The sequence below is a fragment of the Mucilaginibacter pedocola genome (assembly GCF_002013915.1).
GTDB classification, from domain to species: Bacteria; Bacteroidota; Bacteroidia; order Sphingobacteriales; family Sphingobacteriaceae; genus Mucilaginibacter; species Mucilaginibacter pedocola.
Genome location: NZ_MBTF01000038.1, coordinates 72,462 through 98,781, shown reverse-complemented (window position 1 = coordinate 98,781; position 26,320 = coordinate 72,462). Strand labels below are relative to the sequence as shown.

At 45.1% G+C, this 26,320-nt stretch carries 21 protein-coding genes and 1 pseudogene; 16 read left to right on the top strand and 6 right to left on the bottom strand.

All coding sequences use genetic code 11. The features are described from left to right. Position 1: 1 nt before the first annotated feature. The 3 genes from BC343_RS28210 to BC343_RS28200 form a co-directional block, all read right to left on the bottom strand. A complete protein-coding gene (locus tag BC343_RS28210) occupies positions 2–1,609 on the bottom strand; it encodes a vitamin K epoxide reductase family protein (protein WP_078351163.1) in 1,608 nt (535 codons plus the stop codon). 18 nt (positions 1,610–1,627) lie between these two features. Next, positions 1,628–2,650 (bottom strand): lanthionine synthetase LanC family protein, encoded by a 1,023-nt coding sequence (locus tag BC343_RS28205; RefSeq protein WP_078351162.1) that lies wholly within the window; start codon positions 2,648–2,650, stop codon positions 1,628–1,630. Between the two features lie 461 nt (positions 2,651–3,111). Beyond that, the gene (locus BC343_RS28200) at positions 3,112–5,871 is read right to left on the bottom strand and encodes a substrate-binding domain-containing protein (protein WP_238381890.1); all 2,760 of its coding nucleotides are present in this window, start codon (positions 5,869–5,871) and stop codon (positions 3,112–3,114) included. A 334-nt stretch (positions 5,872–6,205) separates the two neighbouring features. Between BC343_RS28200 and BC343_RS28195 the strand changes: the two genes are divergently transcribed. The 7 genes from BC343_RS28195 to BC343_RS28165 all read left to right on the top strand — a co-directional run bounded on the left by BC343_RS28195 (position 6,206) and on the right by BC343_RS28165 (position 18,221). Then, complete coding sequence (locus BC343_RS28195) at positions 6,206–7,531, top strand: sugar porter family MFS transporter (protein WP_078351161.1); 1,326 nt, start codon at positions 6,206–6,208, stop codon at positions 7,529–7,531. Positions 7,532–7,643: 112 nt separating this feature from the next. Then, positions 7,644–10,733: a SusC/RagA family TonB-linked outer membrane protein gene (locus BC343_RS28190; RefSeq protein ID WP_078351160.1), complete on the top strand. Its 3,090-nt coding sequence runs from the start codon at positions 7,644–7,646 to the stop codon at positions 10,731–10,733. Between the two features lie 11 nt (positions 10,734–10,744). Beyond that, positions 10,745–12,460 (top strand): RagB/SusD family nutrient uptake outer membrane protein, encoded by a 1,716-nt coding sequence (locus BC343_RS28185; RefSeq protein WP_078351159.1) that lies wholly within the window; start codon positions 10,745–10,747, stop codon positions 12,458–12,460. A 205-nt stretch (positions 12,461–12,665) separates the two neighbouring features. Next, positions 12,666–14,234 carry a glycoside hydrolase family 172 protein gene (locus tag BC343_RS28180; RefSeq protein ID WP_078351158.1) on the top strand — a complete coding sequence of 523 codons (1,569 nt, stop codon included), beginning with the start codon at positions 12,666–12,668 and terminating at the stop codon, positions 14,232–14,234. Beyond that, on the top strand, positions 14,231–15,880 hold the full coding sequence (locus tag BC343_RS28175) for a 2,6-beta-D-fructofuranosidase (protein ID WP_078351157.1): 1,650 nt from the start codon (positions 14,231–14,233) through the stop codon (positions 15,878–15,880). The genes BC343_RS28180 and BC343_RS28175 overlap by 4 nt, the downstream gene beginning before the upstream one ends. 69 nt (positions 15,881–15,949) lie before the next feature. Next, positions 15,950–17,494 carry a glycoside hydrolase family 32 protein gene (locus BC343_RS28170; RefSeq protein ID WP_078351156.1) on the top strand — a complete coding sequence of 515 codons (1,545 nt, stop codon included), beginning with the start codon at positions 15,950–15,952 and terminating at the stop codon, positions 17,492–17,494. A 184-nt stretch (positions 17,495–17,678) separates the two neighbouring features. Further along, a complete protein-coding gene (locus tag BC343_RS28165; protein ID WP_078351155.1) occupies positions 17,679–18,221 on the top strand; it encodes a DUF892 family protein in 543 nt (180 codons plus the stop codon). A 65-nt stretch (positions 18,222–18,286) separates the two neighbouring features. Here the strand turns inward: BC343_RS28165 and BC343_RS28160 are convergent, their stop codons facing one another. From BC343_RS28160 to BC343_RS32025, 3 genes and pseudogenes are all read right to left on the bottom strand, one after another. Continuing rightward, a complete protein-coding gene (locus BC343_RS28160; protein WP_078351154.1) occupies positions 18,287–18,898 on the bottom strand; it encodes a TetR/AcrR family transcriptional regulator in 612 nt (203 codons plus the stop codon). Between the two features lie 59 nt (positions 18,899–18,957). Further along, the gene (locus BC343_RS28155; RefSeq protein ID WP_238381889.1) at positions 18,958–20,202 is read right to left on the bottom strand and encodes a DHA2 family efflux MFS transporter permease subunit; all 1,245 of its coding nucleotides are present in this window, start codon (positions 20,200–20,202) and stop codon (positions 18,958–18,960) included. A 34-nt stretch (positions 20,203–20,236) separates the two neighbouring features. Continuing rightward, positions 20,237–20,341, bottom strand: a pseudogene (locus BC343_RS32025) (hypothetical protein); the annotation flags it as partial. Between BC343_RS32025 and BC343_RS31740 the strand changes: the two are divergent. From BC343_RS31740 to BC343_RS28115, 9 genes are all read left to right on the top strand, one after another. Continuing rightward, positions 20,325–20,585 carry a hypothetical protein gene (locus tag BC343_RS31740; RefSeq protein ID WP_238381896.1) on the top strand — a complete coding sequence of 87 codons (261 nt, stop codon included), beginning with the start codon at positions 20,325–20,327 and terminating at the stop codon, positions 20,583–20,585. The pseudogene BC343_RS32025 and the gene BC343_RS31740 overlap by 17 nt on opposite strands. Before the next feature lie 282 nt (positions 20,586–20,867). Continuing rightward, positions 20,868–21,443 (top strand): TerD family protein, encoded by a 576-nt coding sequence (locus BC343_RS28150; RefSeq protein WP_078351153.1) that lies wholly within the window; start codon positions 20,868–20,870, stop codon positions 21,441–21,443. Positions 21,444–21,449: 6 nt separating this feature from the next. Next, a complete protein-coding gene (locus BC343_RS28145) occupies positions 21,450–22,043 on the top strand; it encodes a tellurium resistance protein TerA (RefSeq protein WP_078351152.1) in 594 nt (197 codons plus the stop codon). Between the two features lie 6 nt (positions 22,044–22,049). Continuing rightward, positions 22,050–22,721, top strand: coding sequence for a TerD family protein (locus BC343_RS28140; RefSeq protein ID WP_078351151.1), 672 nt, complete (start codon positions 22,050–22,052; stop codon positions 22,719–22,721). A gap of 40 nt (positions 22,722–22,761) precedes the next feature. After that, positions 22,762–23,313, top strand: coding sequence for a TerD family protein (locus tag BC343_RS28135; RefSeq protein WP_078351150.1), 552 nt, complete (start codon positions 22,762–22,764; stop codon positions 23,311–23,313). A 9-nt stretch (positions 23,314–23,322) separates the two neighbouring features. Then, entirely contained in the window at positions 23,323–23,961 is a 639-nt protein-coding gene (locus BC343_RS28130) for a vWA domain-containing protein (RefSeq protein WP_078351149.1), read from the top strand. A 21-nt stretch (positions 23,962–23,982) separates the two neighbouring features. After that, a complete protein-coding gene (locus tag BC343_RS28125) occupies positions 23,983–24,618 on the top strand; it encodes a vWA domain-containing protein (protein WP_078351148.1) in 636 nt (211 codons plus the stop codon). Between the two features lie 7 nt (positions 24,619–24,625). Continuing rightward, complete coding sequence (locus BC343_RS28120; RefSeq protein ID WP_078351147.1) at positions 24,626–25,255, top strand: AIM24 family protein; 630 nt, start codon at positions 24,626–24,628, stop codon at positions 25,253–25,255. A 12-nt stretch (positions 25,256–25,267) separates the two neighbouring features. Beyond that, the gene (locus tag BC343_RS28115; RefSeq protein WP_078351146.1) at positions 25,268–26,320 is read left to right on the top strand and encodes a TerY-C metal binding domain-containing protein; all 1,053 of its coding nucleotides are present in this window, start codon (positions 25,268–25,270) and stop codon (positions 26,318–26,320) included.

Here is a 26,320-nt window from a genome sequence, read left to right as displayed (position 1 = left end):
GTTAGTACTGCTCTAAGTAGGGTATCCAGGTAGCTATTTCTTTCAGTTTAAATATCCAGGGATAGGTTTGCCCGTTAATAAAAACTGCAGGGCTATGTTCTATTTCAAAAAGATTGCAGATATCCCTATGCTCGTTTATAAACTTCTGTGTTTTATAAGCATCTGTTTGCGTGGGTATTTGCTGTTTTAGGCCGGGTAGGTCAAAAGTTTCAAACCAATAATTAAGCGCATATGCTGCAGCAGATGGCCCGTGTTGGTTGTAAATAGCCAGCAGATAATCTACCAGGGCGTATTGTTCGGCATCATCGGGCGGGATGAGAAACACATACTGAATTTTTACCAGGCTTTCGTGTTTATTGATAAGTGAATGTATTACCGGGTGTAAGTTTGCGCAGGGCGCGCAAAAAAGGTTTGTGCCTATGGTAAGCGTTATTTCGGCATCGGGGTTGCCTATTATAAAACTACCGCCGCTGCCGGTATCAATACTGCGCCCGTTTTTAAGCATACCGTTAAACACTTCGGGGTTTTTATTAAAACGCTTAAGCGCTTTTTTTAAAGTACCCACCTGCTCTTGCTTATCAAAAAACGAACGTAAAAGCATTAGCGCGAATGCAGGGATACTGAAGCTGACCAAAGCCGCGGCAAGGCCGGTAATATCGTAGTTGCCTATAAATAATAAACCATAGCTGTAACCTATACAGAATTGCACCCATAACAATACCTGCACGCATATGCAAAGCACACACATTGCCTTCATTACTTTGGCCTGGTAGTATATAGAGAATACAGTAAATGGCAGTGTGCACAAATTAAGCAGGGCTGCAATATTCAGCGCGGTTATGGTATTTGCCGTTGGCAGCAACAGCAGTATAAATACCCCGAAAAAATAGGCGAGGCCTATTTCTGATAAAGTTATGTTGCCAATTATTTTTGATGCATTTGATGCAATAACATCCTTACAGCCTTTGCCGGATACGGCGCCGCATATTTCTTTTACAAACTCGGGCGCCGAGCCTTTATCGTAACTATAGGTAAGCGCGCTCAGTATTACACCAAGGCCTGCAAACAGCAGCCCGGTAAGCAGTGGCGCCAGGTACCGGGCCTCTGTGGTATCAAGCCTTAGCTTTATTAAAACTGCTAATAGCGTAATTAAAATTAAGCCGGAAAGCCCCCACTTGTAAGCATTTATTTTTTGAGCCTTGTACTTGGCCGGGTAATCGGCCTCGCCCGAATTTTCATCCGGCGATACTGCTATAACAACACCTCTCCATCGCTCCAGGAAACCCACAAAATCAATTTTAAGGTCTTGGCCGTTCCCTGCTTCGTAAATCACATAATCGTTGCTAACCTCTTTAACTATGGCCAGGTAGTCGTCGGGGTCGGTTAGGCTTGCTATAAATGGCGTTTCAATATCAACAAGCTGCTCGGGTTTTACCTTTAACGTTGCGTGGTCTATCTTCCATTCATCGAAAGCATCAGAAATGCTAACCAGATCGGGGAAATCGGGATGGGTAAGTAAAACGTCGCTAATATTAGCAGTTGTAACAGGCACATTGTGGTAACCTATAAACTTTCTGATTATCTTTATTATCTTTTTTTCTACAGACATAGGGTGATGATGATAAGGTTATGATGCCCGGTTTAAAATATGTAGCCCCAAACCGGCAAGCCCGTCAAGCCCGGGTTTATGCTTATTTATGTTTTCAACTATGCCGTGCCAAAATGTGTCGTCGCTTAATTGATACGGGCCATTGTGCTCAGGCTGTAGGTGCAGTGGTAGTTGGTATATTAGGTCAATTGAAGTTTTTTTCGCTATAGAGTTTACTTCAGCTGCAAACCCATGATGGTTACTTATTGCCGCGGTTTGGTTTCTAAGCAGTTGAATTATTAATTGGAATTGATGGTGGATTTGAGGATCGCTCACCCTGGTTTGCAGTGCCAGTAACAGGTGTGTAAGTTTTGTAAATTCTGCAAGCAGGTTGTCGTTATTAATTTGCGTTACTGCATTTAGTGTGGGTAACAGGAATGCGTAATTATTACCGCCGGCATTTGGGTTTGCGATTAAATGGTATAAAACATTCAGCAAGTTATCTATCGATAGGCGATGCTGATAATTAGCATCCCTGTTTTGGAATATCGACTGAATTTGCAAATCAACCAGCCATTTTAACTGCCGGAGTATTTTTAAACAGGCATCATCTTCAACGCGCGGTTTGCTGCTTTCCCGCATCAATAAATACGGTACTATTTGCAACATCGAATCATCATCAGCAGTTGAACTTTTCCCGGTATAGCACTCAAGCAGTGCTTCATCTATATCGGCCAATACCTCGTCGGTATCGGCATCAATTAATTTTCTCCGGCTTAAAAATTCTATTGCCCAGCCAAGGCCCGCCAGTCCGGTAGCAAAACTGATATCGGTTTCGGCAGGTACCTGCTCAAATATCAGTTCGAGCAGCTCGCCGCCTGAATTATCATAAAATTCAGTTTTTGAATAGGATGAATACAGGTAAAAGAAAAGGCAAATGCCGGTTTTTCCTTTGTATAATCCAATTTCCGGTATGTTTTCTGATGTTAATAATAGATGGTTTGCTAAGGTTTGGAGTTGTTTTTCGACAAAAGGTTTGCCATAGGCGGAATTGTCACCCATATTAAGTAGATGTTGTTAAGGTTTAGGAAAATTTGTTTATAAGTTTATAATTAACTGCAGAGCGTATTGCGCTGTTGGTTTTGGTTAACTTTTTAAATCTACAGCAATATGTTTGTAAAACAACCGGGTTTTATTGATAGATATTTTTTGTGGAAAATATGATATAATATGTAGAGGGGAGAATGCGCGATACTTGAGTTCGCTTAAGCTTATGCTACTTGCCAAAATTTGCGCCTAATGCTGAATATTTTCCTATTCGCCTATCATATCTTAGTCGTCAAGGTTGATAATCAGGGTTATGGAGAATGATAAATTACCATGGCGAGCGATAAAAACTCAGTATTTGCCAAAGTAAAAAGGCTGCGCCATAGATGATGGTGCAGCCTTATGTTGATATTTTAATGTGTATTTTGGAGCAAGGCAGATTCCTTGATTAGGGCCGGCACATCAACCCTTTGATATTACTGCACCTGTTGTTTTTTAAACTCGCTTGGGGTGCAATTATATTTTGCCTTAAATACTGTTGAGAAATAGTTGGGGCTGGAGAAACCAACCATGTAAGTTATCTCGGAGATAGAATAGCTTTCGTTTATAAGCAAGTATTTGGCCTTTTTAAGGCGGCGATTCAAAATATAATCTGTTATGCTGCAGCCAAGCAGGGCCTTTACTTTGCGGTAGAGTTGCACGCGGGATATGCCGAGTGTTTTACAAATATCGTCTACATTGAAATTTTCGTTTGCCAGGTTTTGCTCCACAATGCCCGAAAAATCGTTCAGGAATTTTTTATCCAGCGTTTTAGATACCGGCATTGTGCCATGGCTTACATCGCTGGTAAAGTGCTCTTTTAATATAACCCTATTGTGTATAAGGTTTTCAATGGTTGCCAGTAAATACTCGTAGTTAAAAGGCTTGGTTATATAGGCATCTGCCATACTTTTTACACCGTCTATCTGCTGTTCCATACTTACCTGGGCAGTAAGCAGTATAATAGGGATGTGCGAAGTACGCATATCTGTTTTTAAAGTTTCGGCAATGGCCTTGCCCGATAAACCCGGCAACACCACGTCGGAGATAATAAGGTCAGGCACGTTTTGGAATGCGTCGTTAAGGCCTTGTGTGCCGTTATCTGCTAAAAAAATCTCATACCCGGCGCCAAGTTTTTCGCCCAGGTAATTCAGCAGGTCGGTATTGTCTTCAATAATTAATATCGAGTGCTCTTTTAGCGGGTCAAATGCTTCCCGGTTTTCAACAACGGGTAGTTCGTCAAGGTCGGTTGTGTAAACTTTGGCGCGTTCTTCAATAGGGGTGGGAGTAGCGTTGTTTTGCTGCGTTGCAAAACTGCTATCCCTATCGGCGGGCAGGGTTATGCAAAATGTAGTTCCCTGCCATTTTTTGCTGGTAACGGTTATGGTGCCAAAGTGCAGCCCTATAATTTGTTTAACCAATGCCAGCCCAAGGCCCGAGCCTTTTGCCATGCCGTTATCTGCCTGGTAAAATTGATCGAACACGTGCTCCGCTTCGGTAGGTTCCATACCTACGCCATTATCCTGAACGGATATTTCTATAACGTTTTTATTGCTTGATAATAGCAATTGAATACGCCCATTATCGTTAGTGAATTTAAGGGCGTTAGATATGAGGTTGAAAAATACCTTATCAAGCAAATTGGTATCAAACCAGGCCATTATAACCGGCTCTTTACTGCTAAGGCTTAGGCTGATGTTCCTCTTTTTTGCGTTATGCAGAAAACTATTTACTATATCCTTAGCAAAGGCCACCAGGTTATTGTGCGATACGCTTACCTGCCGCTTATCGTATTCTATTTTGCGGTAGTCTATCAGTTGGTTTACTAACCGTAGCAGCCTGAATACATTTTTGTGGATGAGCAACAGGTTTTTACCTGCCGTGGTGTTCAGCTTCTCGTTCCGCATCATATCTTCCACAGGCGATAAGATGAGCGTTAGCGGTGTGCGGAACTCGTGCGATATATTGGTAAAGAAATTCAGTTTAGCTTCGGTGGCTGCCTCGGCCTTTGCCGACATGTCTATCAACTGGTTCCGCTGCAACAAAATCTCGTTGTTTTTCGCCTCGAGGCTTTTGTTGGTCTTGCGGTTTTCGGTAAGCGAATAAAATGCCAGCCCCCCAAATACTATCGCCAACACCAGTGTTATCACAATAATGTTGAGCACCATTTGCTGGTTATTATAAATATCGCGCTGTTCGGCAATCAGCGCTTGTTGCCGCTCAATATCTTTTTGCTGGCTGCTTATTTTGCCCCATTGCAATTTCATCAGCTGCACGTTGGTAGAATCAATAACCAACGATTGTAGAATGGTTTCGCGGCTAAAGGGCTCCTTATTTAATATGCGGAAGGCGGTCATGATGGCCTCTTTACCACCTGTAGGGTAAACAACACTGGCATCAAGCACACCGGCCGATACCATTTGCAACCCGCCGCCGGTACCCGGCAGGGCATCTATACCCAAAACTTTTATGTTTTTGCTCAGCTTTAGTTTATCCAGCACCTCGCGCGTGCCCGTAGCCATAACATCGTTATGGGCAAAAACGGCGTCGGCATCTTTAAGCTCGGGCTGTATTTGCATCAGTTGCTTTTGCGCATTTTCTTTCAGCCAGTCACCATAAACTTGTTTTGTTATTTGTATACCCTTGTATTGTGCTAAAGCATCGTAAAAGCCGCGCTGGCGTTCAATGGCGGGCGATGAACCGGGTAGCCCCATTACCTCAACAACCTTGCCTTTGCCTTTTAATATGGTGTGCATGTATTCGCCGGCAATTTTGCCCACCTGGTAATTATCTGCACCCACATAGGCAGTGTATTGTGCCGAAGCAGTTTTACGGTCGATCACTATAACCGGGATACCTTTATTGTAAGCTTGTTCTACAATACCGGTGAGGGGTTGTGCTTCGTTGGGCGATATTATCAGCAGGTCTATGCCCTTGTTCAGCATGTTTTTTACCTGCTCTGCCTGCTTTTTGCTGTTGCCATCGGCATCGGCATAAATAAAGTTAGCTCCGGGATGCAAGGATAATTCCATTTTCATCTCATCGAGCATGTTGCGGCGCCAAAGGTCGGACCCTATGCACTGCGAAAAGCCGATGGTGTATAGCGACGCATCTTTGGTGTTTTTACAACCGGGCAGGCACAATAAAGTTATAATAGCAAATAAGGCTGCAATACGCAGCTTCTGCATTAAAGCCATAATGCTTTGTTAAATAATAAATAGATGTTTTGTTGAAACTGGTTTTGCACAACTGGTTAATCAAAAGTATAAATAAATTATTTTACAGAGCAAATAGGCTTGTCGGAGCGTGTTCAAATTTGCTTCAAACATGTATCAAAACTGTAAATAGCGTGTAACATAACCAAAGGTTAAATAAGCCTGTGTTGTAACGCTTAATTTTATTTGGCTGAAAATCAATTTATTAATTACCTGTTGATATTTATACATTTTTGGTATAAAACCAATAACGGCCACCCGGCATATCGCCCTACTTTGCGATAGTTAAAACCAATAACACCCTTCAATAAATTTTATGAGAAAACATTCCGTCCTGGCGTGGTCCATGGTCGTGGCCCTTGGTGGGTTCCTGTTCGGGTTTGATACCGCAGTAATATCAGGCGCAGAAAAATCTATTCAACAATTCTGGCACTTGTCGGTATTTCAGCACGGGCTCACTATTTCAATAGCTCTTATCGGTACAGTTATAGGCTCCTTATTAGGCGCCCGGCCCTCAGATATGTTCGGGCGTAAAAACACACTTTATTTTGTAGCCGCTGCCTACCTTCTATCATCAGTAGGTACCGCCCTTGCGCATGATTGGTATGTATTCCTCATTTTCAGGCTGCTTGGCGGTTTGGGTGTTGGCGTATCATCAGTAACTGCACCCATTTATATATCAGAGGTATCGCCGGCCGATAGAAGGGGGCGCTTGGTGGGCCTGTTTCAGTTCAATGTAGTGCTGGGCATCCTGGTATCTTACTTGTCAAATTACCTGCTTAGCCAGGTAGGTGAGGCATCATGGCGTTGGATGCTGGGCGTACAGGCATTTCCGTCGCTGCTGTTTATCTGCCTCATTTATTTTATACCCGAAAGCCCGCGCTGGCTGGTGCTTAAAAAGAACGAAACCGCAAAAGCACTGGAGATACTGCGCATTATTAACCCGCTGGAGTGCGAGAAAGAACTCGAGTCGATAAAAAACTCGGCATTGCAACAGGGCGCATCCGCTGCGAGCCTCTTTTCGGGGCAGTATAAAACGCCGTTGATACTGGCCGTGCTGTTCGCTTTTTTTAACCAGGTATCGGGTATTAACGCCATTATCTATTTCGCGCCGCGCATATTCGAGATGGCCGGGCTGGGCGCACATTCATCCCTTCTGTCTACCGTGGGTATCGGGCTTGTCAATTTTGTGTTTACCCTGCTTGGTATCAATATAATAGATAAGGTTGGCCGCCGCATATTAATGCTGGTGGGCTCGTTCGGGCTTATTGCATCGCTTTTCCTGGTAGCCATTACCTTTCATTTAGGGCACCTCAGCGGTTTTTCTATCCCTATGTATATGATGGTGTTTATCGCGTTTTTCGCTTTCTCGCAAGGCGCGGTTATATGGGTATTTATTTCAGAGATATTCCCCAACCAGGTGCGCGCAAAAGGGCAAACGCTCGGTAGCTCTACCCATTGGCTTATGGCAGCCATCATCGCTTTTTGCTTCCCATACCTGGCCGAATCGTTAGGGGGCGCTATCACCTTCTCGTTCTTCTGTATCATGATGGTTTGCCAGCTTGTTTTTGTATGGAAGTTTATGCCCGAAACCAAAGGCCGTAGCCTGGAGCAGATAGAAACAAGTTTTGTAATGCACTAATAATGCCGGCGGCGGTGGGCGCTGCAAAGCAATATGATAAGGCGGTAACCCCGCCCGGGTTTGAAAAAACCACAACACAATTGAATCAAATACAAACCTAATAAATACACAAATGAGAAAACTACTACTTTTTTGTTCCTTGCTTGTCATACTGGCAAGCGGAGCTTTTGCTCAGACCAAAGAACTGAGCGGCGTGGTGAAAGACCACGAGGCAAAGCCCTTGCCCGGCGTTACCGTTGTGGTGGCCGGCACGCAAACCTCAACCTTTACCGATGTAAACGGTAAATTCAAAATTAAGGCCTCTGCGGGCCAAACATTAACCTTTTCGTTCGTGGGTTATAAAACCATCGACCTGAAAGTTGGTGATACCGGCGCGCCGCTTGATGTGCAATTTCAGCCCGGCAGCAACGAGCTGAATGAGGTGGTTGTTACAGGTTACCAAAAAGAAAGAAAGAAGGATTTGACGGGAGCGGTATCGGTAGTAAATACCAAAGATATAAAGGATGTACCATTGGGTAACCCCATTAAAGCTTTGCAGGGGCGTATTGCCGGTGTAAACATTACCACCGATGGTAACCCGGGCGGCGGCGCCACCGTAAGGATAAGGGGTATTGGTACCTTGGGTAATAACGACCCGCTTTATGTAATAGATGGTGTGCCAACCACCCGTGGTCTGCAAGAGCTTAACCAAAACGATATCGAATCTATCCAGGTGCTTAAAGATGCATCGTCGGCTTCGATATATGGCTCGAGGGCAGCTAACGGCGTTATCATTGTTACTACTAAAAAAGCCAAGAGCGGCCAAAGCCGTATCAATTTCAACGCATCAAGCTCGCTGCAATTTAATACTTCTAAACTTGATGTATTGAATACCGACGAGCGCGGCAGGGCATACTGGCAGGCGGCCGTTAACGATAAGCAAAACCCTAACCTCAACTCAACTTACCAATACGATTGGAATAACGATTTTAACAACCCGGTACTAAACCGCGTTATACTGCCCGAATTTTTAGATGCGGCAAAAACCATGAAACCTGCAAATACCCGCTGGTTTGATGAGATATCGCAAACATCGTTAATACAACAGTATAGTTTAGACGTATCTAACGGTAACGAACGCAGCAACTCGCTCTTCTCTGTTAGCTACTATGACAACAAGGGTATCATCAAGCAAACCCGTAACCAAAAAACTACCCTCAGGTTCAATTCCGATTATTCGTTATTCAACGGCAGGTTAAAAATTGGCGAAAACTTCTCGGCATCGTACATACGCAGCCCAAGCTTGCCACTGGGCGATATCACCATATTATCGCTGATAGATTTTTCGATAATACCGGTGCACACTATTGATGGTGGCTGGGGCGGCCCATCGGCAGGTATGGCCGACAGGCAAAACCCCGTTAGGCTGATAGAGGATAACAAACAAAACATTAACCACCTGGGCCGTATATTCGGTAACGCCTATGCCGACCTGTCCATATTGCCAAACCTTACCCTATCTACCAACTACGGTATCGATTATGCGAACAACTTCAGCAGGAGCCTGCGTAAATCGTACGTATCGGGCTACCTGGTAGACCCTTCTAACGCCGTATCGGCCAATACCTCTTACGATGGTAACCTGATATGGAAAAACCAGTTGACCTACAGCTTAAACCTTAATAAACACAAAATTAGCGTGCTTGCCGCGCACGAGCAGATAAAGGTAATGAATCGTTCGCTCTCGGGCAGCAGGCAGGGGTATGCGTTAGAAAACATCAACTATGCGTACCTTAATGCAGGCTCTACCAATATTGCCAATGGCGGTGGCGGCTCGGGTAATGCGCTGCTGTCGGTATTCGGCAGGGTGAACTACTCTTATAACGACAGGTATATAGCATCGGTTACCCTGCGCCGCGATGGTTCTTCGCGCTTTGGTAGCAACAACCGCTACGGTACCTTCCCGGCGGCATCAATTGGCTGGCGTGCAAGTGAAGAAAGCTTCGTTAAAGAAAATCTTCCTTTCATTTCAGACCTTAAGCTACGTTACGGCTGGGGTAAAACAGGTAACCAGGAAATTGGTAACTACGCAAGCTATTCGTTGTACTCGCCAATTTATGGTACCAACCCAACCGGTGCTTTTGATGGTGGTACAGCTTATGACATTGGCGGCACCGGTACCGGCCAGCTGCAATCGGGCTACGTGCTGATACAAACCGGCAACCCCGACATCAGGTGGGAGGAGAAAACCGAAAACAACTACGGTATCGATTTCGGCTTGTTCGATAATAAGATCAGCGGTTCCGTAGATTACTTTACAAAAAACACCACCGGTATATTAATAAGCCCTGCCTACCTTGCTGTAAAAGGCGATGGTGGTACCCGCTTTGCTAACGGAGCTGCCGTGGCCAACAAAGGTTTAGAGGTTGTATTGAACTATTCTACCGTTATTAATAACGATTGGAAGTTTGAACTATCGGGCAACTTCTCTACCTACAAAAATAAAATTACCAGCCTGCCATCAGAGGTGCTTACCTCGTACCCCGGTAACGGAACCGATAAAACCATCCTTGGCCGTTCGGTTAACTCGATGTTTGGGTACGTGGCTGATGGTATTTTCCAAAACCAGACCGAAGTTGATGCAGCCGCTGCACAGCCGGGTAAAGGTGTTGGCCGCATACGCTATAAAGACCTTAACGGCGATAACGTTATTAACGATAAAGACCGCGACTACATAGGCTCGGGCGACCCGGACTTCCTGTACGGTTTTAACGCCAATATCACTTACAAGAATTTCGATTTCTCGTTCTTCCTGCAAGGCGTACAGGGTAACGATGTTAACAATACCTATAAAGGCTTAACCGATTTTTCATCGCTGCAGCCGGGTGCTAACTGGGGCTCGAGGGTACTAACCGCGTGGACTCCGCAAAACACTTCGTCAACTATACCTGCGCTTACTACTGTGGACAGGAATAACGAAGGCCGTTTTTCAACTTACTTTATCGAAAAAGGCTCATACCTTAAATTGAGGAACGTGCAGTTGGGTTACAACTTAAAAGGGCTTTTAAGTAAATACAAAGTGCAAAACGCACGCATCTACTTCCAGGCAAGTAACCTGTTGAACATCAAATCAAAATCGTACACGGCACCTGATCCGGAAAACCCCGGTAACGGCTTCCCGATACCTGTAATTACCTCAATTGGCCTTAACGTATCTTTTTAATACTCATTAACATGAAAAAATATATTTTACTTGCGCTTACCTGCTGTTTTTTAGCAACAAGCTGCAAAAAATACCTGGACGAACAACCGCAGGGCACGGTGTCTGACAATGACCTGAACACGCCCGAAAACGTAGATAAAATGCTCATCTCGGCCTATTCGGCCTTAGGTAACGATGCTTTTGTGGCGCCGTATAGCGACTTATGGTCGTACGGTAGCGTACGAAGCGGCGATGCTTACAAAGGTGGCGATGGCCCCGGTGATGTGGGCGATTTTCATGCTTACGAAACTTTTGCATTGAACCGTGTGGATTTGGGCGCATCTGACCAAACCTGGTTTAGGCTCTATATAGGTGTGGGCAGGGCCAACGATGCCCTTAGGCGCATAAACGAAATGCCTGAGGCTACTTACCCTAATAAAAAGGAAAGGCAGGCCGAAGCGAAGTTCCTGCGTGCGCACTTCTACTTTTTGCTCAAGATCATGTATAAATACATGCCGTACATTGATGAGAATATCCCGAAAGTAGGGTACGATACCGTATCTAACAGAAGCTACTCGAGCGACCAGCTGTGGACTAAAATAGCTAACGATTTCCGTTCGGCTGCGGATGCTTTGCCGGCAACCCAGAGCGATAAAGGCAGGATAAATAAATATGCGGCAAAAGCCTACCTCGCCAAAACATTGCTTTACCAGGCCTACACGCAGGATGAGAACAATAACGTAACCGGCACCGATAAAACCAAACTTGCCGAAGTTGTTACCTTGTGCGACGAAGTAGCGGCTGGCGGTTATTCGCTTTATAACGATTATGCAAATAATTTTCTGTCGCAATTTGATAATGGCAGCGAGTCGGTTTTTGCTATACAGTACTCTATCAATGATAATACACCATTCGGGCGTATAGATAACGGGCACTCGTTAAATTACCCCATGAATAAAGAGTACGGCTGCTGCGGTTTTCATGTGCCGAGTTATAACTTAATTAACGCGTTTGCTACAACATCGCAAGGCTTGCCGGATTTTGCCGGGTATAATGACAAAGAAATTGCCAAAACAGGCGATTATAAAACATCCACCTTCGACCCGCGTATGGATCATACCGCCGCAATACCGGGGCACCCGTATAAATACAGGCCATCGTTTATCTATCAAAACTCATGGTCGCGCGCGCCGCAAATTTATGGCCCAATGCTAAGCATGAAAGAAACCGTACTTTTTGACGACCCTGCATTTAAACGTTTCCCGCCGTTTATGTCGAGCGCTAAAAACTGGATGGTGATCAGGTATGCCGATGTGATACTGATGAAAGCTGAGGCTTTAATTGAATTAGGGCGCGAATTGGAGGCTGTGCCTTTAATTAACGCCATACGCACCCGCGCAGCAAACAGCACATCGATGTTGAAAATGACCGATGGCAGCTTTACCTCTAACTATGGCGTGAGCACGTACCAACCAGGCGTAAACTGCACCTGGACAAACGAATACGCAAGGCAGGCATTACGCTTTGAGCGCAGGCTGGAGTTTGCAATGGAAGGCTACCGCTTTTTCGATTTGGTGCGTTGGGGTATAGCAGCAGAGTACTTAAACGCTTATTTTACTAAAGAGAAAACCCGCGTTACCCATTTAAACGATGCCTTGTTTAAAAAGAACCGCGACGAGTATTTGCCGATCCCTTTAAACCAGATCAACTTTAGTAAAGGGCTTTACAAACAAAATACCGGGTGGTAACAACCTTTTAAAAATATTCCGGATACGAGACCGGTTGTTGGTTAGTAAGAAGTGCCCCCTTGCAGGGGCGCTTTCTTACATTGTTAATATAGTAGTATGATGGCATTAACCGGCATACGAGTAAGCGTACAAAATCGGTTTAGGAACCACTATATTTGAACTTATATAAACCCAAACAGGCTACCTAACAATTAATATACGATAGATGAGAAAGCTAAATTTAGTTTGCTGTTTATTGCTTGCCGCTTGTGTTTGCAAGGCGCAAAGCAAGGTATCGCTTACTACGCTGCTTACCGAGCTTACTAACCCGGCTTCGGTGGCCAGCCTGCCAAACCCATCCTATGTATTGAAACAGGTTAGCAGTTACGACAGGCACTCTGTTGCGCCCAGGCAACCCGGATGGTTCGCTAATGAAGATCATACTAATTTTCTGAGGACTGAAGTAAACAATGGCCGTACAGAGTATGTGATGATGGACGAAGCTGGCTCCGGTGCCATAGTGCGTTTTTGGGAAACAACTTTTAAACGGCCCGGTACCCTGCGCATATATTTTGATAACGAGCGAACAGCGCAAATAGTAATACCGGGGTACGACCTGATGAAGTTCCCTTTAGCTTTGGGTAGAGGCCTACTTGCGCCGCACTCGAGCTACGAGGCAGAGGCAAAAGGCGGCAGTACTCTGTATTTACCGCTGCCCTACAAAAAGCACTGTAAGGTAACCTGGGAAGACCCTGAAAAGAATATTGTTGAAAAGCGCTACTACCAGATCAATTTTAGAAAATACGCTGCGGGTACGCCTGTAGAAACCTTTACTACCGCAGCATTTGAAGCTAACAAAAACTTGCTGGCAAAAATTGACGCTTATTTACTAAACCCGCTTAAACACAACGCTGCGGCAAAAAAGAATACTACCAAGCTTACAGTAGCACCTAATAGTGAAGCCGGCTTAACATTGCCCTTAGGTAGCCATGCTGTTACTTACTTGGAATTGAAACTTAACGGTGCCGGCAGTTTTAGCGATGAGGTATTAAGAGGTTTGTTTTTGGCTGCTGACTTTGACGGCGAACGCACAGTTTACTGCCCGGTAAGCGATTTTTTCGGAAGCGGTGCAGGCAACAATGCTGTAAATAGCTGGTACCGCATCGTTATTCCGCAGGATAAAATGATAGCGCGTTGGTTTATGCCGTATCAGCGGAAGGGGAAGATATCTTTGGTGAATAAAAATGCTACCGCACTTGATATTACACTTACCCTCTCTACAAAGCCATGTGCCTGGACGGCCCGAAGCCTGTATTTTCATGCCGACTGGCGATTAGAAAAGAATGTTGCCATAAAACGCACTGAACAGGATAAACCTACCGAATGGGACTTAAATAACATACAAGGGCAGGGGGTATTTGTTGGAGAAACGCTGGCCGTAAATAACCATATGCATAAATGGTATGGCGAGGGCGACCAGAAACTTTGGGTAGATGGCGAAGATTTTCCATCAGAGTTTGGCACCGGGCTGGAAGATTATTACAATACTTCGTGGGCACCGGTGGTGTTGTACCAAACTCCTTTTGCTAATGCCACAAGGGCCGATAACGAAGACTCGTTCGGCGAAAACACTTTTACACGCACGCGTAATTTAGATGCCGTGCCTTTTACAAAACATTTTCGATACAATGTAGAAACGCTGGGCTGGGAAAATGGCAGCGCCGACTTTGCGGCCACCACCTATTGGTACGGCAAAAAAGGATCAAAAACTTTAATAGAACAAAAACCATTATGAAAGGTAAATTCACAACATTTGTAGCGGCCGGCTTGCTGCTATGTACTTCTATACCGGCGCTTGCGGCCGATATTAATATCAAAATAACCAAGCGTTACCTTAACCTACCCGTGGCGCAGGCGCAGGCCAGGGGCAATATGCAGTTTAAAATAGGGGGTAAGCAAGAGCGTTACTTCAAAATAAGGCTGGCCACCGGGGAGCCGGATTATTGGGTATTTAACGATGTTACTGCTTTAAAAGGCAAAACCATTACCATAAGCTACGATGGCGATGGTGCCGGGCTATCAAAAATTTACCAGGACGATAAAATTGCCGGACAGGATTCGATGTATCACGAAAAGAACCGCCCGCAGTTCCACTTCACTACCCGCCGCGGCTGGATAAACGACCCTAACGGCCTTATATTTTATGAAGGCGAGTACCACCTGTTTTACCAGCATAACCCTTACGAAAAAGAATGGGAGAACATGACCTGGGGGCATGCAGTAAGCAAGGATATGATACATTGGGACGAATTGGACGATGCCCTGCGCCCCGATAACCTGGGGACTATGTTCTCAGGTTCTACCGTAATAGATTATAACAATACTGCGGGCTTCAATAAAGGAAATACACCGGCCATGATAGCCACTTACACTGTTGACTCTGAAGAAAAACAAGTACAGTGTATGGCCTATAGCCTTGATAAAGGGCGTACCTGGACAAAGTACAGCAAGAACCCTTTGATAGACTCAAAAGCTAAATGGAACAGCCACGATACCCGCGACCCGCGTGTATTTTGGTATGCACCCGGTAAGCATTGGGTACTGGTATTGAACGAGCGCGACGGGCACTCTATCTACAACTCCACCAACCTTAAAGATTGGGAATTTAAGAGCCACACCACCGGTTTTTGGGAATGCCCGGATCTGTTCGAACTGCCTGTTGATGGCGATAAAAGCAAAACCAAATGGGTAATGTATGGTGCATCTAACACCTACATGATAGGCTCTTTTGATGGCCAAAAGTTTACCCCCGAATCGGGCAAGCACTTTTTTAGCACGGGCACTATTTACGCCGCCCAAACCTACACCAACATCCCTGAAGCAGATGGCCGCCGCATACAAATAGGCTGGTCGCGCGTATCGCATCCGGGCATGCCGTTTAATGGTATGATGTTGTTGCCAACCGAGCTTACGCTGAAAACCACCAAAGACGGCATCAGGTTATTTAGCCAGCCGGTTAAAGAAACCGCGCAATTGTTTGATAAAGCGAACCAATGGGCGGACATTAAACAGAATGATGCCAACGAAAAGTTGAAGCAGTATAAAGATGCCGACCGCCTGCGCATTAAAACGACTATCAAACTTTCGCATGCCACCAGCGCCGGGTTGAACCTGTTTGGGCAGCACATTATTGATTATGATATGAATGCCAACCTGGTGAACGGCACCTTTTACTCGCCCGAGGATATGACGAGTATGGAGATATCGGCTGATATTTATATTGACCGCACTACCATTGAAGTATTTATTGACGGCGGGGTTTATTCGTATTCGATGAGCAGGAAGCCTGATGCAAAAAATACAGAAGGGCTTCATTTTTGGGGTAACAATATCGATATCAAGAATCTCGAGGTTTACACTGTGAAATCTATTTGGCCTTAATACTTATTAGAATCCGGATATATATCGGCCCTCCGAAATATTTGAGTAAGCGCGGGGCAATTAAAAAACATGATGAACAAAATAATAGTTATCGTTCTATTTTTGATAGCCCCGCATTTGCTTGATGCACAGGTGGTTTCTGATATTTATAAAAAAACGGAAGCTTTTAGGCCAAAGGTGCATTTTTCGCCGAAACAAGATTGGATGAGCGACCCAAACGGATTGGTTTACTATGCCGGGGAGTACCATTTGTTTTATCAGCACGTAATCAAAGGTGGCCCTGACGGACCGCATTGGGGGCATGCTGTTAGCAAGGACCTGATGCACTGGGAGCACCTCCCCGTTGCATTGGCGCCTGATAGCCTTGGTTATATATTTTCTGGGAGTTGTGTAGCTGATCTGAAAAATACATCGGGATTGGGCACAGCAGAAAATCCACCTATGCTGGCAATTTTTACTTACCACGATCCTAAAGCACAACTGAAGCAAACCCAGGCCCTGGCATATAGCGTAGACAAGGGCCGAACCTGGAAAAAATATGCCGGTAACCCCATTATCAAGAACCCCGGGCTGGAAGATTTCCGCAACCCTAAAGTTTTATGGAACGAGAAAACCAATAGCTGGCTAATGGCACTTGCTGCTGGCAAGGTAATACAATTCTATTCTTCTCCCGATTGCTTGCACTGGACAGTATTGAATGATTTTGGCGAAGGGAAAGGTAACCATATAGGCACATGGGAATGCCCGGACCTTTTCCCGGTGAAAGTTGCCGGAACCAACGAAATGAAATGGGTGCTTTTGGTAAGTGTAGTGGACCTCACCAATGGTATAGACCGGCTGGCTACGGCCACTCAATATTTCATTGGCGATTTTGATGGCAAAAGTTTTACAAGTGATCAGAAAGATACTTTGTGGCTCGACCACGGGAAGGATAATTACGCAGGCAATATCTTTAATAATGTGTCCGGCGGCCGGCGGATATTTGTGGGGTGGATGCAATCGCACCAGTACGGTGGCGCAGTACATAACGCCATTACCCATACCTGGGCCGGTGCAGCCACCTTCCCCCGGGAACTGAGCGTGATAAAAACAGCTGAAGGTTACCGGATAAAAACACAACCGGTTAGCGAACTTTCAAATTTGTATGGCGATGAGTTTAAAGTGAAAAAAACGGTTGTTGATACTGTTTTCAATTTATCTTCAGGCTTTTCTTTTGCAAAATCGCCTGTTGATATACGCCTGGTATTTGATGGGAAACACCTGCCTGCAAAATATGGCATCAGGTTTAAAAACAAGTTGAACGAACACATAACCGTTTACTACGACAGCAACACCCAACAGTTTTTTGCCGACCGTACCAACGCTACCGGTATTAAGTTTCACGGGCGTTACGCCTCGGTACAAAAAGCCTCGTATAAAAGTAAAGGCAAGGATATCGACTGGCACATCTTAATTGACGTAGCCTCGCTGGAGTTATTTGCAGCTAACGGCGAAGTTGTATTTACCGATACCTTTTATCCTACCGAACCTTTTGACCGTATAGAGGTGTTTTCTGAGAAAGGCCCTGTAGTTTTAAAGTCGGGAAGCGTGCACCGGTTAAAACCTATAAATTAATTAAGGGCATTTAATATCGCTGCGGTACCTTGCAAACGGGGCCTTACTGTTTTGATGCCAAAGGAGCCCATCCCGTGTTGAAAACACATAAAACCTTTCAGGAAGCGTGCGGATGCGTTGAAAATCGATTTAGTTTATTATCTTTATATACAAAGATGAGCGATACAGCATCGGAATAAATGCCATGATGCTGTTTCAGCCTATTATAAAGTGTGAACGAAAACGTGGGCAAATGGAACATGGTCAAATTCCCGGCGGGGACAAAGTAAGGGAGCTTTTGATAAAAAAACTCGGGAAGGTTTATATGGTACAAACCAACCTCGAGGCTGCTCTGCCGCGCCTTGCTCGACAATCCCATTTGCCGGGTGCGAAGAAAGCCATTGCCAAAACAGCACGATATATCAGGCAACAATTGGGCGGCATAATTTTAATGCTCGCTATTTTAGGCGGTTCAACTTTTGCGGATAATGATCAAAATCCAGCCACTTTCTACGCCGACGATACCGAAACATCAATTACCCCAACAGACGATACACCGGACGATGATATGAAAAATATCAGCCGTTTATACATGGCCGCAAGCGTATCGGCAGCATCTTACAGGTCAATGCAAATCGTAACCAAGAGTTTTGGAGTAGCGGATATTGAATCGCTTCTGAAAGATAATTTAAAAGAGGCCGAATCGGATAAAGAACAGTTGTTGGAGGCGCTTATACGTTATTTATAACCCGGGCGCTTAGTTGTACCTGTAGCGTATATTGCATGGTTTAGTGAATCCATTTGGGGAATTAATCAGTTGCCAATCATTTGGCTTATCCAAATAGGTACCCATTTTTTACGTTCTTGTATCAATGCCGCAAATTCCTCCGAGTTAAAATAGCCCGATTCCAGTAATCGCGGGCGCGTTAGGAAGGGGAAAAAGGTCATGCCGGTAATATTCCAAAGCAAATTTATAGGGTGGAAACTGATCTTACCCTCGGTGCCAAGGTCTTTAAGTTGCTGTGCAAAGTGCGTTTGTTCCAATGTTTTTATCTTATTAACCATACCCGGGTTTTCCAGCCGGCCGCTCATGATCTCGCCCACGGTAAAAAAAACAAAGTCGGGGTTTTGCAGCATGTTATCAATGTAATAGCTCACGCATATCTCCAGCTTTTCCGAAATGGACTTGTTTCGGTCATTCAGCACCGGCTCTATCCTCGCGAATAGCGCACTAATGGTTTCATCCATAATGGATTCGAAAAGCTTTTCTTTGCTTCTGAAATAGTAATTTACAGAAGCCAGGTTGATATCCGCCTCGGCCGCAATATCACGTACGGTGGTGGATAAGAACCCTTTTTGCGTAAATATCTTTCTGGCCGCAGCCTTTATCTTTTCTTCAGTCGACGCTCCGCTATCAATGGGCATTTGTACAGGAATTTATTTGTAAAGCTAAAAAAATGCTTTACAAATAAATTCGGTAAGTGTTAATGCGTATCGGCAACGGCTTTCTGGCCCTTCACAAAGGGCTGTAGAAAAACCAGCGGAATGGCACAGAGCATCACTATGCCAACTATCCAGTAGGCATCATTATAACTCAAAAGCAGGCTTTGTTTTTGCACCGAACGCTCTATGGCGGCGTAGGCCATTTGCGTGGCATCCATAACCGAGCGGCCCTTAGCCCGGAATCCCTGTACCAGTATATTCAGCCTTTCTGTGAGTGCCGAATTGTAAGGTGTGATATTCACCAGCAGGTTATTGCGATGCACGGCTTGCCTGATGTGAATGAGCGTATTTAAACCGGCAATACCAAAGGAGCCGCCCAATTGGCGCATCATGTTATTTAAACCCGCGCCCTGCCCAATCTCGGCACCGCGAAGGCTGCCTATGGCCAAGGTAGTCAACGGCACAAATAGCAAGGCTAAACCTATACCGCGTATGGCCAGCGGCCAAAAGAAATCGCCGGTTCCGGATGATAACGTGGAGTGGCTTAGCATGATAGAACATATGTAGAACAAGATCATCCCCGTAACAGCCATTAACTGTGCGGGTACGCCTTTATTCAGCATAATACCCACAAAGGGCATACAAAATACGGTGAACAAACCACCCGGAAACAGTATTTCGCCACTTTGCTGCGCCGAAAAACCCAGCAAGCTTTGCGTGAACAGCGGAAACACATAGTTTGACCCATACAAGCCAAGGCCCAGCACAAACGAGGTGATCATCCCCATAGAGAAGCTGCGGTGTCGCATGATCTTGAAATTAACAATGGGGTGGTCGGTACTAAGCTCGCGCCAGATAAACAGCAACGTGCCTATAACCGCTGCCACGGTTAGCACAATGATATAAGGTTGTGCGAACCAATCTTCGTCTTCGCCTTTTTCGAGTATTGTTTGCAGGCTGCCCACAGCAATGGCTAACAACGCAATGCCCCACCAGTCTATAGGCTCGTCTTTCCCGGTTGATGGGGTTGGCCGGATGTACATCAGCGTCCCAACAAGCGCCAGGCAACCCACGGGGATGTTAACATAAAATATCCATTGCCACGATGCATGATCGTTGATATACCCGCCGATGGTAGGGCCAACGGTAGGACCAAAAACTGCCCCCAACCCGAAGATGGCCGTGGCGGTACCCACTTGCTCGGGCGGCCATGTTTCCAGTAAGATAGCTTGCGCCGTAGACAATAGGCCACCACCCGCCAAACCCTGCAAAATGCGGAACGCCACAAAGCTCGGTAAGCGTTTGCGAATTGCCGCAAAGAAAAGATGCGATGGTAAAGATGATAATAGAGATAGCGAAATAATTTTTGCGGCCAAAAAAGCTGCTTAACCACCCCGACATTGGTAAAATGATAACATTAGCCACGCTGTACCCGGTAACCACCCAGGCGGTGTCGGTAATGGTTGCCCCAAGATTTCCTTGTATTTGGGGGATAGAGACGTTGACGATCGTGGTATCGATCAACTCTAATAATGATGCTGTTACAACGGTAATGGTGATGATCCATTTCCTGAAACCCGTTTCTGCCATGGTTGATAAAATTTACTCGACAAAATTATTCAATCGTTTGATTAAAACATTTGTTTGGATTGTTTGTTTGATTTTATGATATTGAGATGGCCGGTAATGCTTTCCTGATATAGCAGTGCCAGATAGTAAGTAAGATGAAAATGAGGCAGGCGAGTATTTTGTTGAGATGGCCTTTAGGGCCCTTAGCTGAACAGGGGCGAGTGTTAAAACTGCGGTAAGTTGTTAACATTTAATTATTTCAAATTTTACAGAATTTGAAATAATTAAATCCTACATTCACCCTTGGAACCTTATTCACAAATATCCCCCGCTGAGCGAATAAAATTTCACTTTATTTATATATCAATATTATAATTTTCACATGGCTATCAATTTACAGAAGGGTCAACGAATAAATATTGGCCTATCGAAAATTAGTGTGGGCTTAGGCTGGAACCCTAATGAAGGTACCGGTTTTGATTTCGACCTTGATGCGTCGGCTATTATGATTGGTGCCGGACGCCTTATCCCCGAAGAAGAATTTTTCATTTTTTATGGTAACACCCAATCTCCGGATGGTGCATTAAAGCATTCCGGCGACGACCCTACCGGCGGAAACAGCGATGGTGGAGATGACGAAGTGATTAGTGTTGAGCTTGATAAAGTAGACCCGAGAATTACCGAGATATTGTTTGTAGTAACCATTCATGATGGAGCTGCAAGGCGACAGAATTATGGCCAGGTAAGGGATGCCTATATTCGTATAGTTGACGAAGCCAATGGTAGCGAAATAGCCAAATACGAGTTAGACGAAGACTTCTCCATAGAAACCGGGATAGAGTTTGGGCGGTTGTATAAAAAGGATGGCAATTGGAAATTCGAAGCTTCGGGTATTGGTTACAAAGAAGACCTGGCCTTCTTTTTAGGTAAATATTTTAAAGGGCAAATCATAAAATAATATACCATGGCCATCAACCTGAGCAAAGGCGGCGATAAGCATGCTATTGACCTTACCAAACCGGGGCAACAACTAAATATTCATGCCAACCTGAATTGGTCGGAAGAAAAAAAGACGGGGTTTTTCTCTTTCCTTAACAAAGCCGGGGCCGATCTTGACCTTGGTTGTATGTTTGAATTAACTACAGGACAAAAAGGGGTTATTCAACCTTTGGGTAATAGTTTTGGCTCAAAAACAGCCTTGCCATTTATCTTTTTAGATAAAGACGATAGGAGCGGTGCGGCTGCCGACGGCGAAAATATGCATGTACTTAAACCCGAGTTGATCAAACGCATCATGTTTTTTGGTTTGATATATGCAGGAGCAAAGGACTTCAATTCGGTGAACGGACGTATGTTCTTTAAAATCAGCAACGGGGAAGAGGTTACCCTTCAACTGGATAATGCCGGTGCCGGAAAACCATTTTGTGCCGCCGCGCTTATAGAAAATAAAGACGGCCAATTATCGATACAGAAAGAGGCCCGTTATTTTAACGGGCACCAGGATGCAGATGAATATTACAAGTTTGGGTTTAAATGGACAGTTGGCAGTAAAGACTAATAAATTATGGCAATAAATTTGGTAAAAGGGCAGACCATTGATCTGCGCAAAAACGATAAAGGGGGAGATTATGACCTCTCGATGGTTACCATTGGCTTAGGATGGGACGTTAGGCAAAAAAGCAGCGGGTTTTTAGGCAAACTTTTTGGCGGCGGCCAGGAAGAAGAATATGACCTTGATGCTATTGCTTTTTTGCTGGATGCGAACGGCCGCGTGGCCAACCTTGGCAGAACTGTGCAGGCATCAAATGGGCGCAATATTGGGCTTTACGAAGGCGATGTGGTCTTTTTTAACTCCATGAAACATCCCTCGGGCCATATTTGGCTAACCGGCGATAACAGAACCGGCGCGGGCGATGGTGATGATGAGCAGATAATAGTTAAGCTTAACGATTTGGGGCAGCAGTATCAAAAAATAGTTTTTGTAGTAGCTATATACCAGGGTAAAGCCAATAACCAGCATTTTGGCATGGTTGAAAACGCCTTTATCCGCGCGGTTGACGGAAAGGGGAATGAGATAGCCAAATTCAGCTTATCCGGCGATAGCACCTATAATGGCATGTGTTCAATGGTATTTGCAGAAGCATACCGCAAAGATAATTCGTGGAAGTTTCGGGCTATAGGCGAGCCACATTCAACCGACAACTTTGTCGATTTGCTAAAAAAGTACATTCAGTAGCACTAAAACGGAATATAAACATCTATAAAACGTATCTAATATGGCCATCAATCTTCAAAAGGGGCAACGCGAAAACATCAATGCACCAAAATTTACCATTGGTTTAGGTTGGGATACAAATCAATCTACAGGGTTTGATTTTGACCTGGATGCTTCGGTATTTATGCTGGGCGATAATAAGAAGTTAGTAACCGACGAGCACTTTGTTTTTTATAATAATTTACGGTCGCCGGATGGCGCTGTTGAACATACAGGGGATAATTTAACCGGGGCGGGCGACGGAGACGATGAACAACTTAGGGTAGACCTCTCGAAGATAGATCCGCGGGTTAAAGAGATTTGCATTGTAGTTACTATTCACGAGGCCGAAAACCGCCGGCAAAACTTTGGCCAGGTACGCAATTCCTTTGTGCGTATTTTTGATTCGGCCACCGAGCATGAGATACTGAAATACGAACTGGAAGAAGACTTCTCCATAGAAACTGCTGTAGAGTTTGGGCGTATATACCAGCGCGAAGGCACCTGGCGCTTTGAGGCCGTTGGTGCAGGTATGAAGGGCGGTTTACAAGATTATCTGAATAAATATAACTAATATTTCGACATGAGAAAACTACCGGTTTATTTATTACTTGATACCTCGGGCTCTATGAGCGGCGAGCCTATAGAGGCAGTGAAAAACGGCGTACAGGTAATGATCAGTTCGCTGCGCCAAAACCCGCAGGCAATCGAAACGGCTTACATCAGCGTGATAACTTTTGATAGCGTGGCCAAACAAGTGGTACCGCTTACCGATCTGGCCTCATTCCAGATGGTGGATATAAAAGCAAGCGGCACAACAGCACTTGGGGCTGCTTTAAACACCGTAAGCCAATGTATAGATACCGAAGTAACAAAAACTACGATGGATCAGCGTGGCGACTGGAAGCCATTGGTGTTTATCATGACCGATGGTATACCTACTGATAGCTGGCAAACCGGACTAACCGAATTTAAAAAACGCAAAGTGGCATTTACTGTTGCCTGCGCGGCCGGGCATGGGGCCGATACAGGTGTGTTAAAGCAGATCACAGAAAATGTGGTGAGCCTTGATACCGCCGGTAGCCAAAGTATTGCCAAATTCTTTACCTGGGTTACGGCCTCGATAGGTGTTACATCAACCAAAGTTGAAGACTCCGGCAAAGAGGTTGTTGGCTTAAATGAATTGCCACCGCCGCCTGCCGAATTAAACATTGTGGTGTAGAAACCTTAAAAAATTACGTGTATGAGAAGACTGCCGGTATATTTTTTATTGGATACATCGGGCTCCATGTTTGGTGAACCCATTCAGGCGTTGAATAACGCGTTGAGTGGCATGATCAACACCTTACGTACCGATGCCCAGGCACTTGATTCGTTATGGATAAGTATGATCACCTTCAACCGTGATATAACCGAACTGATGCCACTCACCGAACTGGTTAATTTTCAGCTGCCCGAGATAAGCTGCCCGCAAAGCGGGCCTACACATACAGGCATGGCCTTAGAGATGCTTTACGAAAAAGTACGCACCGGGGTGCAAAAAGGTACCGCCACACAAAAAGCAGATTGGAAACCCTTATTGTTTCTGTTTACCGACGGTAAACCTTCGGATATATTACTTTACCGGGAAATGATACCCAAGATACAGTCGTTAAATTTTGGCGCCATAGTAGCTTGCGCAGCCGGCCATAATGCAAATGATATGATGCTGAAGGAACTTACCGATACCGTTGTGCATTTAGATACCGCTGATAGCAACACCCTGAAGCAATTTTTTAGATGGGTATCAGACACTATTGAGCAAGGCAATAAAAGCATGGGTACAACAGACAGTATTTCGCTGCCCCCGCCGCCACAGGATATACATTTGGTAATATAAAGCTTGCATGAATGTAAAACTCATAGGCCACGATTATAAATGCCTGCAGGTAGAACTATCAAAGCAAGAACAGTTTTACTGCGAACGCGGCGCACTTATTTACTATGAAGAGGGTATTGCCTCAACCTTAAACGTATTAGGCAACGGTATAGCCGGTATGATAAAACGCACCCTATCGGGCGAGAGCCTGTTTATGGTAGACCTTGTAAATAACCACCCCTTGCCAAAGAAACTGGTGCTGGCAGGCAAAGTTGGTTTGTTGCCCGTTAACCTTAAAACGTTGCCCGGTGGTATTATATGCAAAGCAGGCAGTTACGTAGCGTCTTCGGGCAAGGTTGATATCGATTTTAAATTCAACATCACCTCGTTTATTGGCGGTAACGGGCCAATCCTTCAAAAAATAACCGGCTTTTGTACCGTTTTTCTTGATGCCATAGGCACCCCAATTACCCTCGACCTAAAACCGGGGGAAGTGGTGTATATTGATGAGAAAAGCTTTATTGCTATGGGGGCAGAGATGCACAACCAGCTTACGCCTCATTTTTCGGGGACGAATTTTTTTGGTGGCGAAGGCCTTTCAATGATGCGGGTTGCCGGCCCGGGCGCGGTGTATGTAAGTTCGGTAAATTTTAGATAAATCTTATTTTCCATGAGACGATTACCTGTTTATTTCCTTATCGATGTATCCGAATCAATGGTGGGCGAGCCCATACAGTTGGTGGAAGAAGGCCTGGCAACAATTATCAAGGCCTTAAAGGCCGATCCTTATGCTATCGAAACGGCATGGATATCAATTATCGTATTCGCAGGGCAGGCAAAAACGCTTGTGCCCTTACAAGAGATAGTTAATTTTTACCCGCCCCGGTTTCCGGTGGGGAGCGGTACTTCGTTAAGTAAGGGGCTGGGGCACCTGATGTATGAATTACGAAAGAATATTGTAAAAACCACTTTTGAGCAAAAAGGCGACTGGAAGCCACTGGTTTTTTTATTTACAGATGGCGTACCAACAGAAGACAGCTCTGCGGCCATCGGCGAGTGGAAGCGTAACTGGCAGCGATCTGCCAATATGGTGGCAGTATCTTTTGGTAACGAGGCCGATAACCACATTTTGTCTCAACTTACTGAGAATGTTCTTTCGTTTAAAAATGCAGACCAAAACGCATATAAGCAATTTTTTAAATGGGTAACCGATTCTATAAAAACAACCAGCGTAAGCGTTGAAAGCAGCGGTTCGGATTTTGAACTGGCCAACCTGAAAGGAACGCCGCTATCAAAGATCGATCTGACTAAAGAAAAACCAAACCTGCCGGTTACCGATAATAATTTTGTTGTGCTTGCCGGCAAATGCCAGAACAGTAAGAGGCAGTACCTCATCAAGTACCGGAAACATGTTGGCGAAAGCGATATACCGGGGCTCGGCCTCAATACCTTATCTTACCGCCTGGTGGGCGGTTACCAGGTAGATGGTACTTATGAAGAACTCTCCGACAGCTCAGCCGCGGCTAACAAGATCAATTCGAGCGAGCTGGTGGGTTTTCCTAATTGCCCCAGCTGTGCCAACCCTTATGGCGTGGCTGTTTGCGCCTGTGGTAAGATACATTGTATTGACGACCGTGAACAGCAAACATGCCCCTGGTGCGGCAACATAGGCTACTATGGGGTTGGCGATGGCAGTATGGATATAGGAAGGGCGCAGGGATAA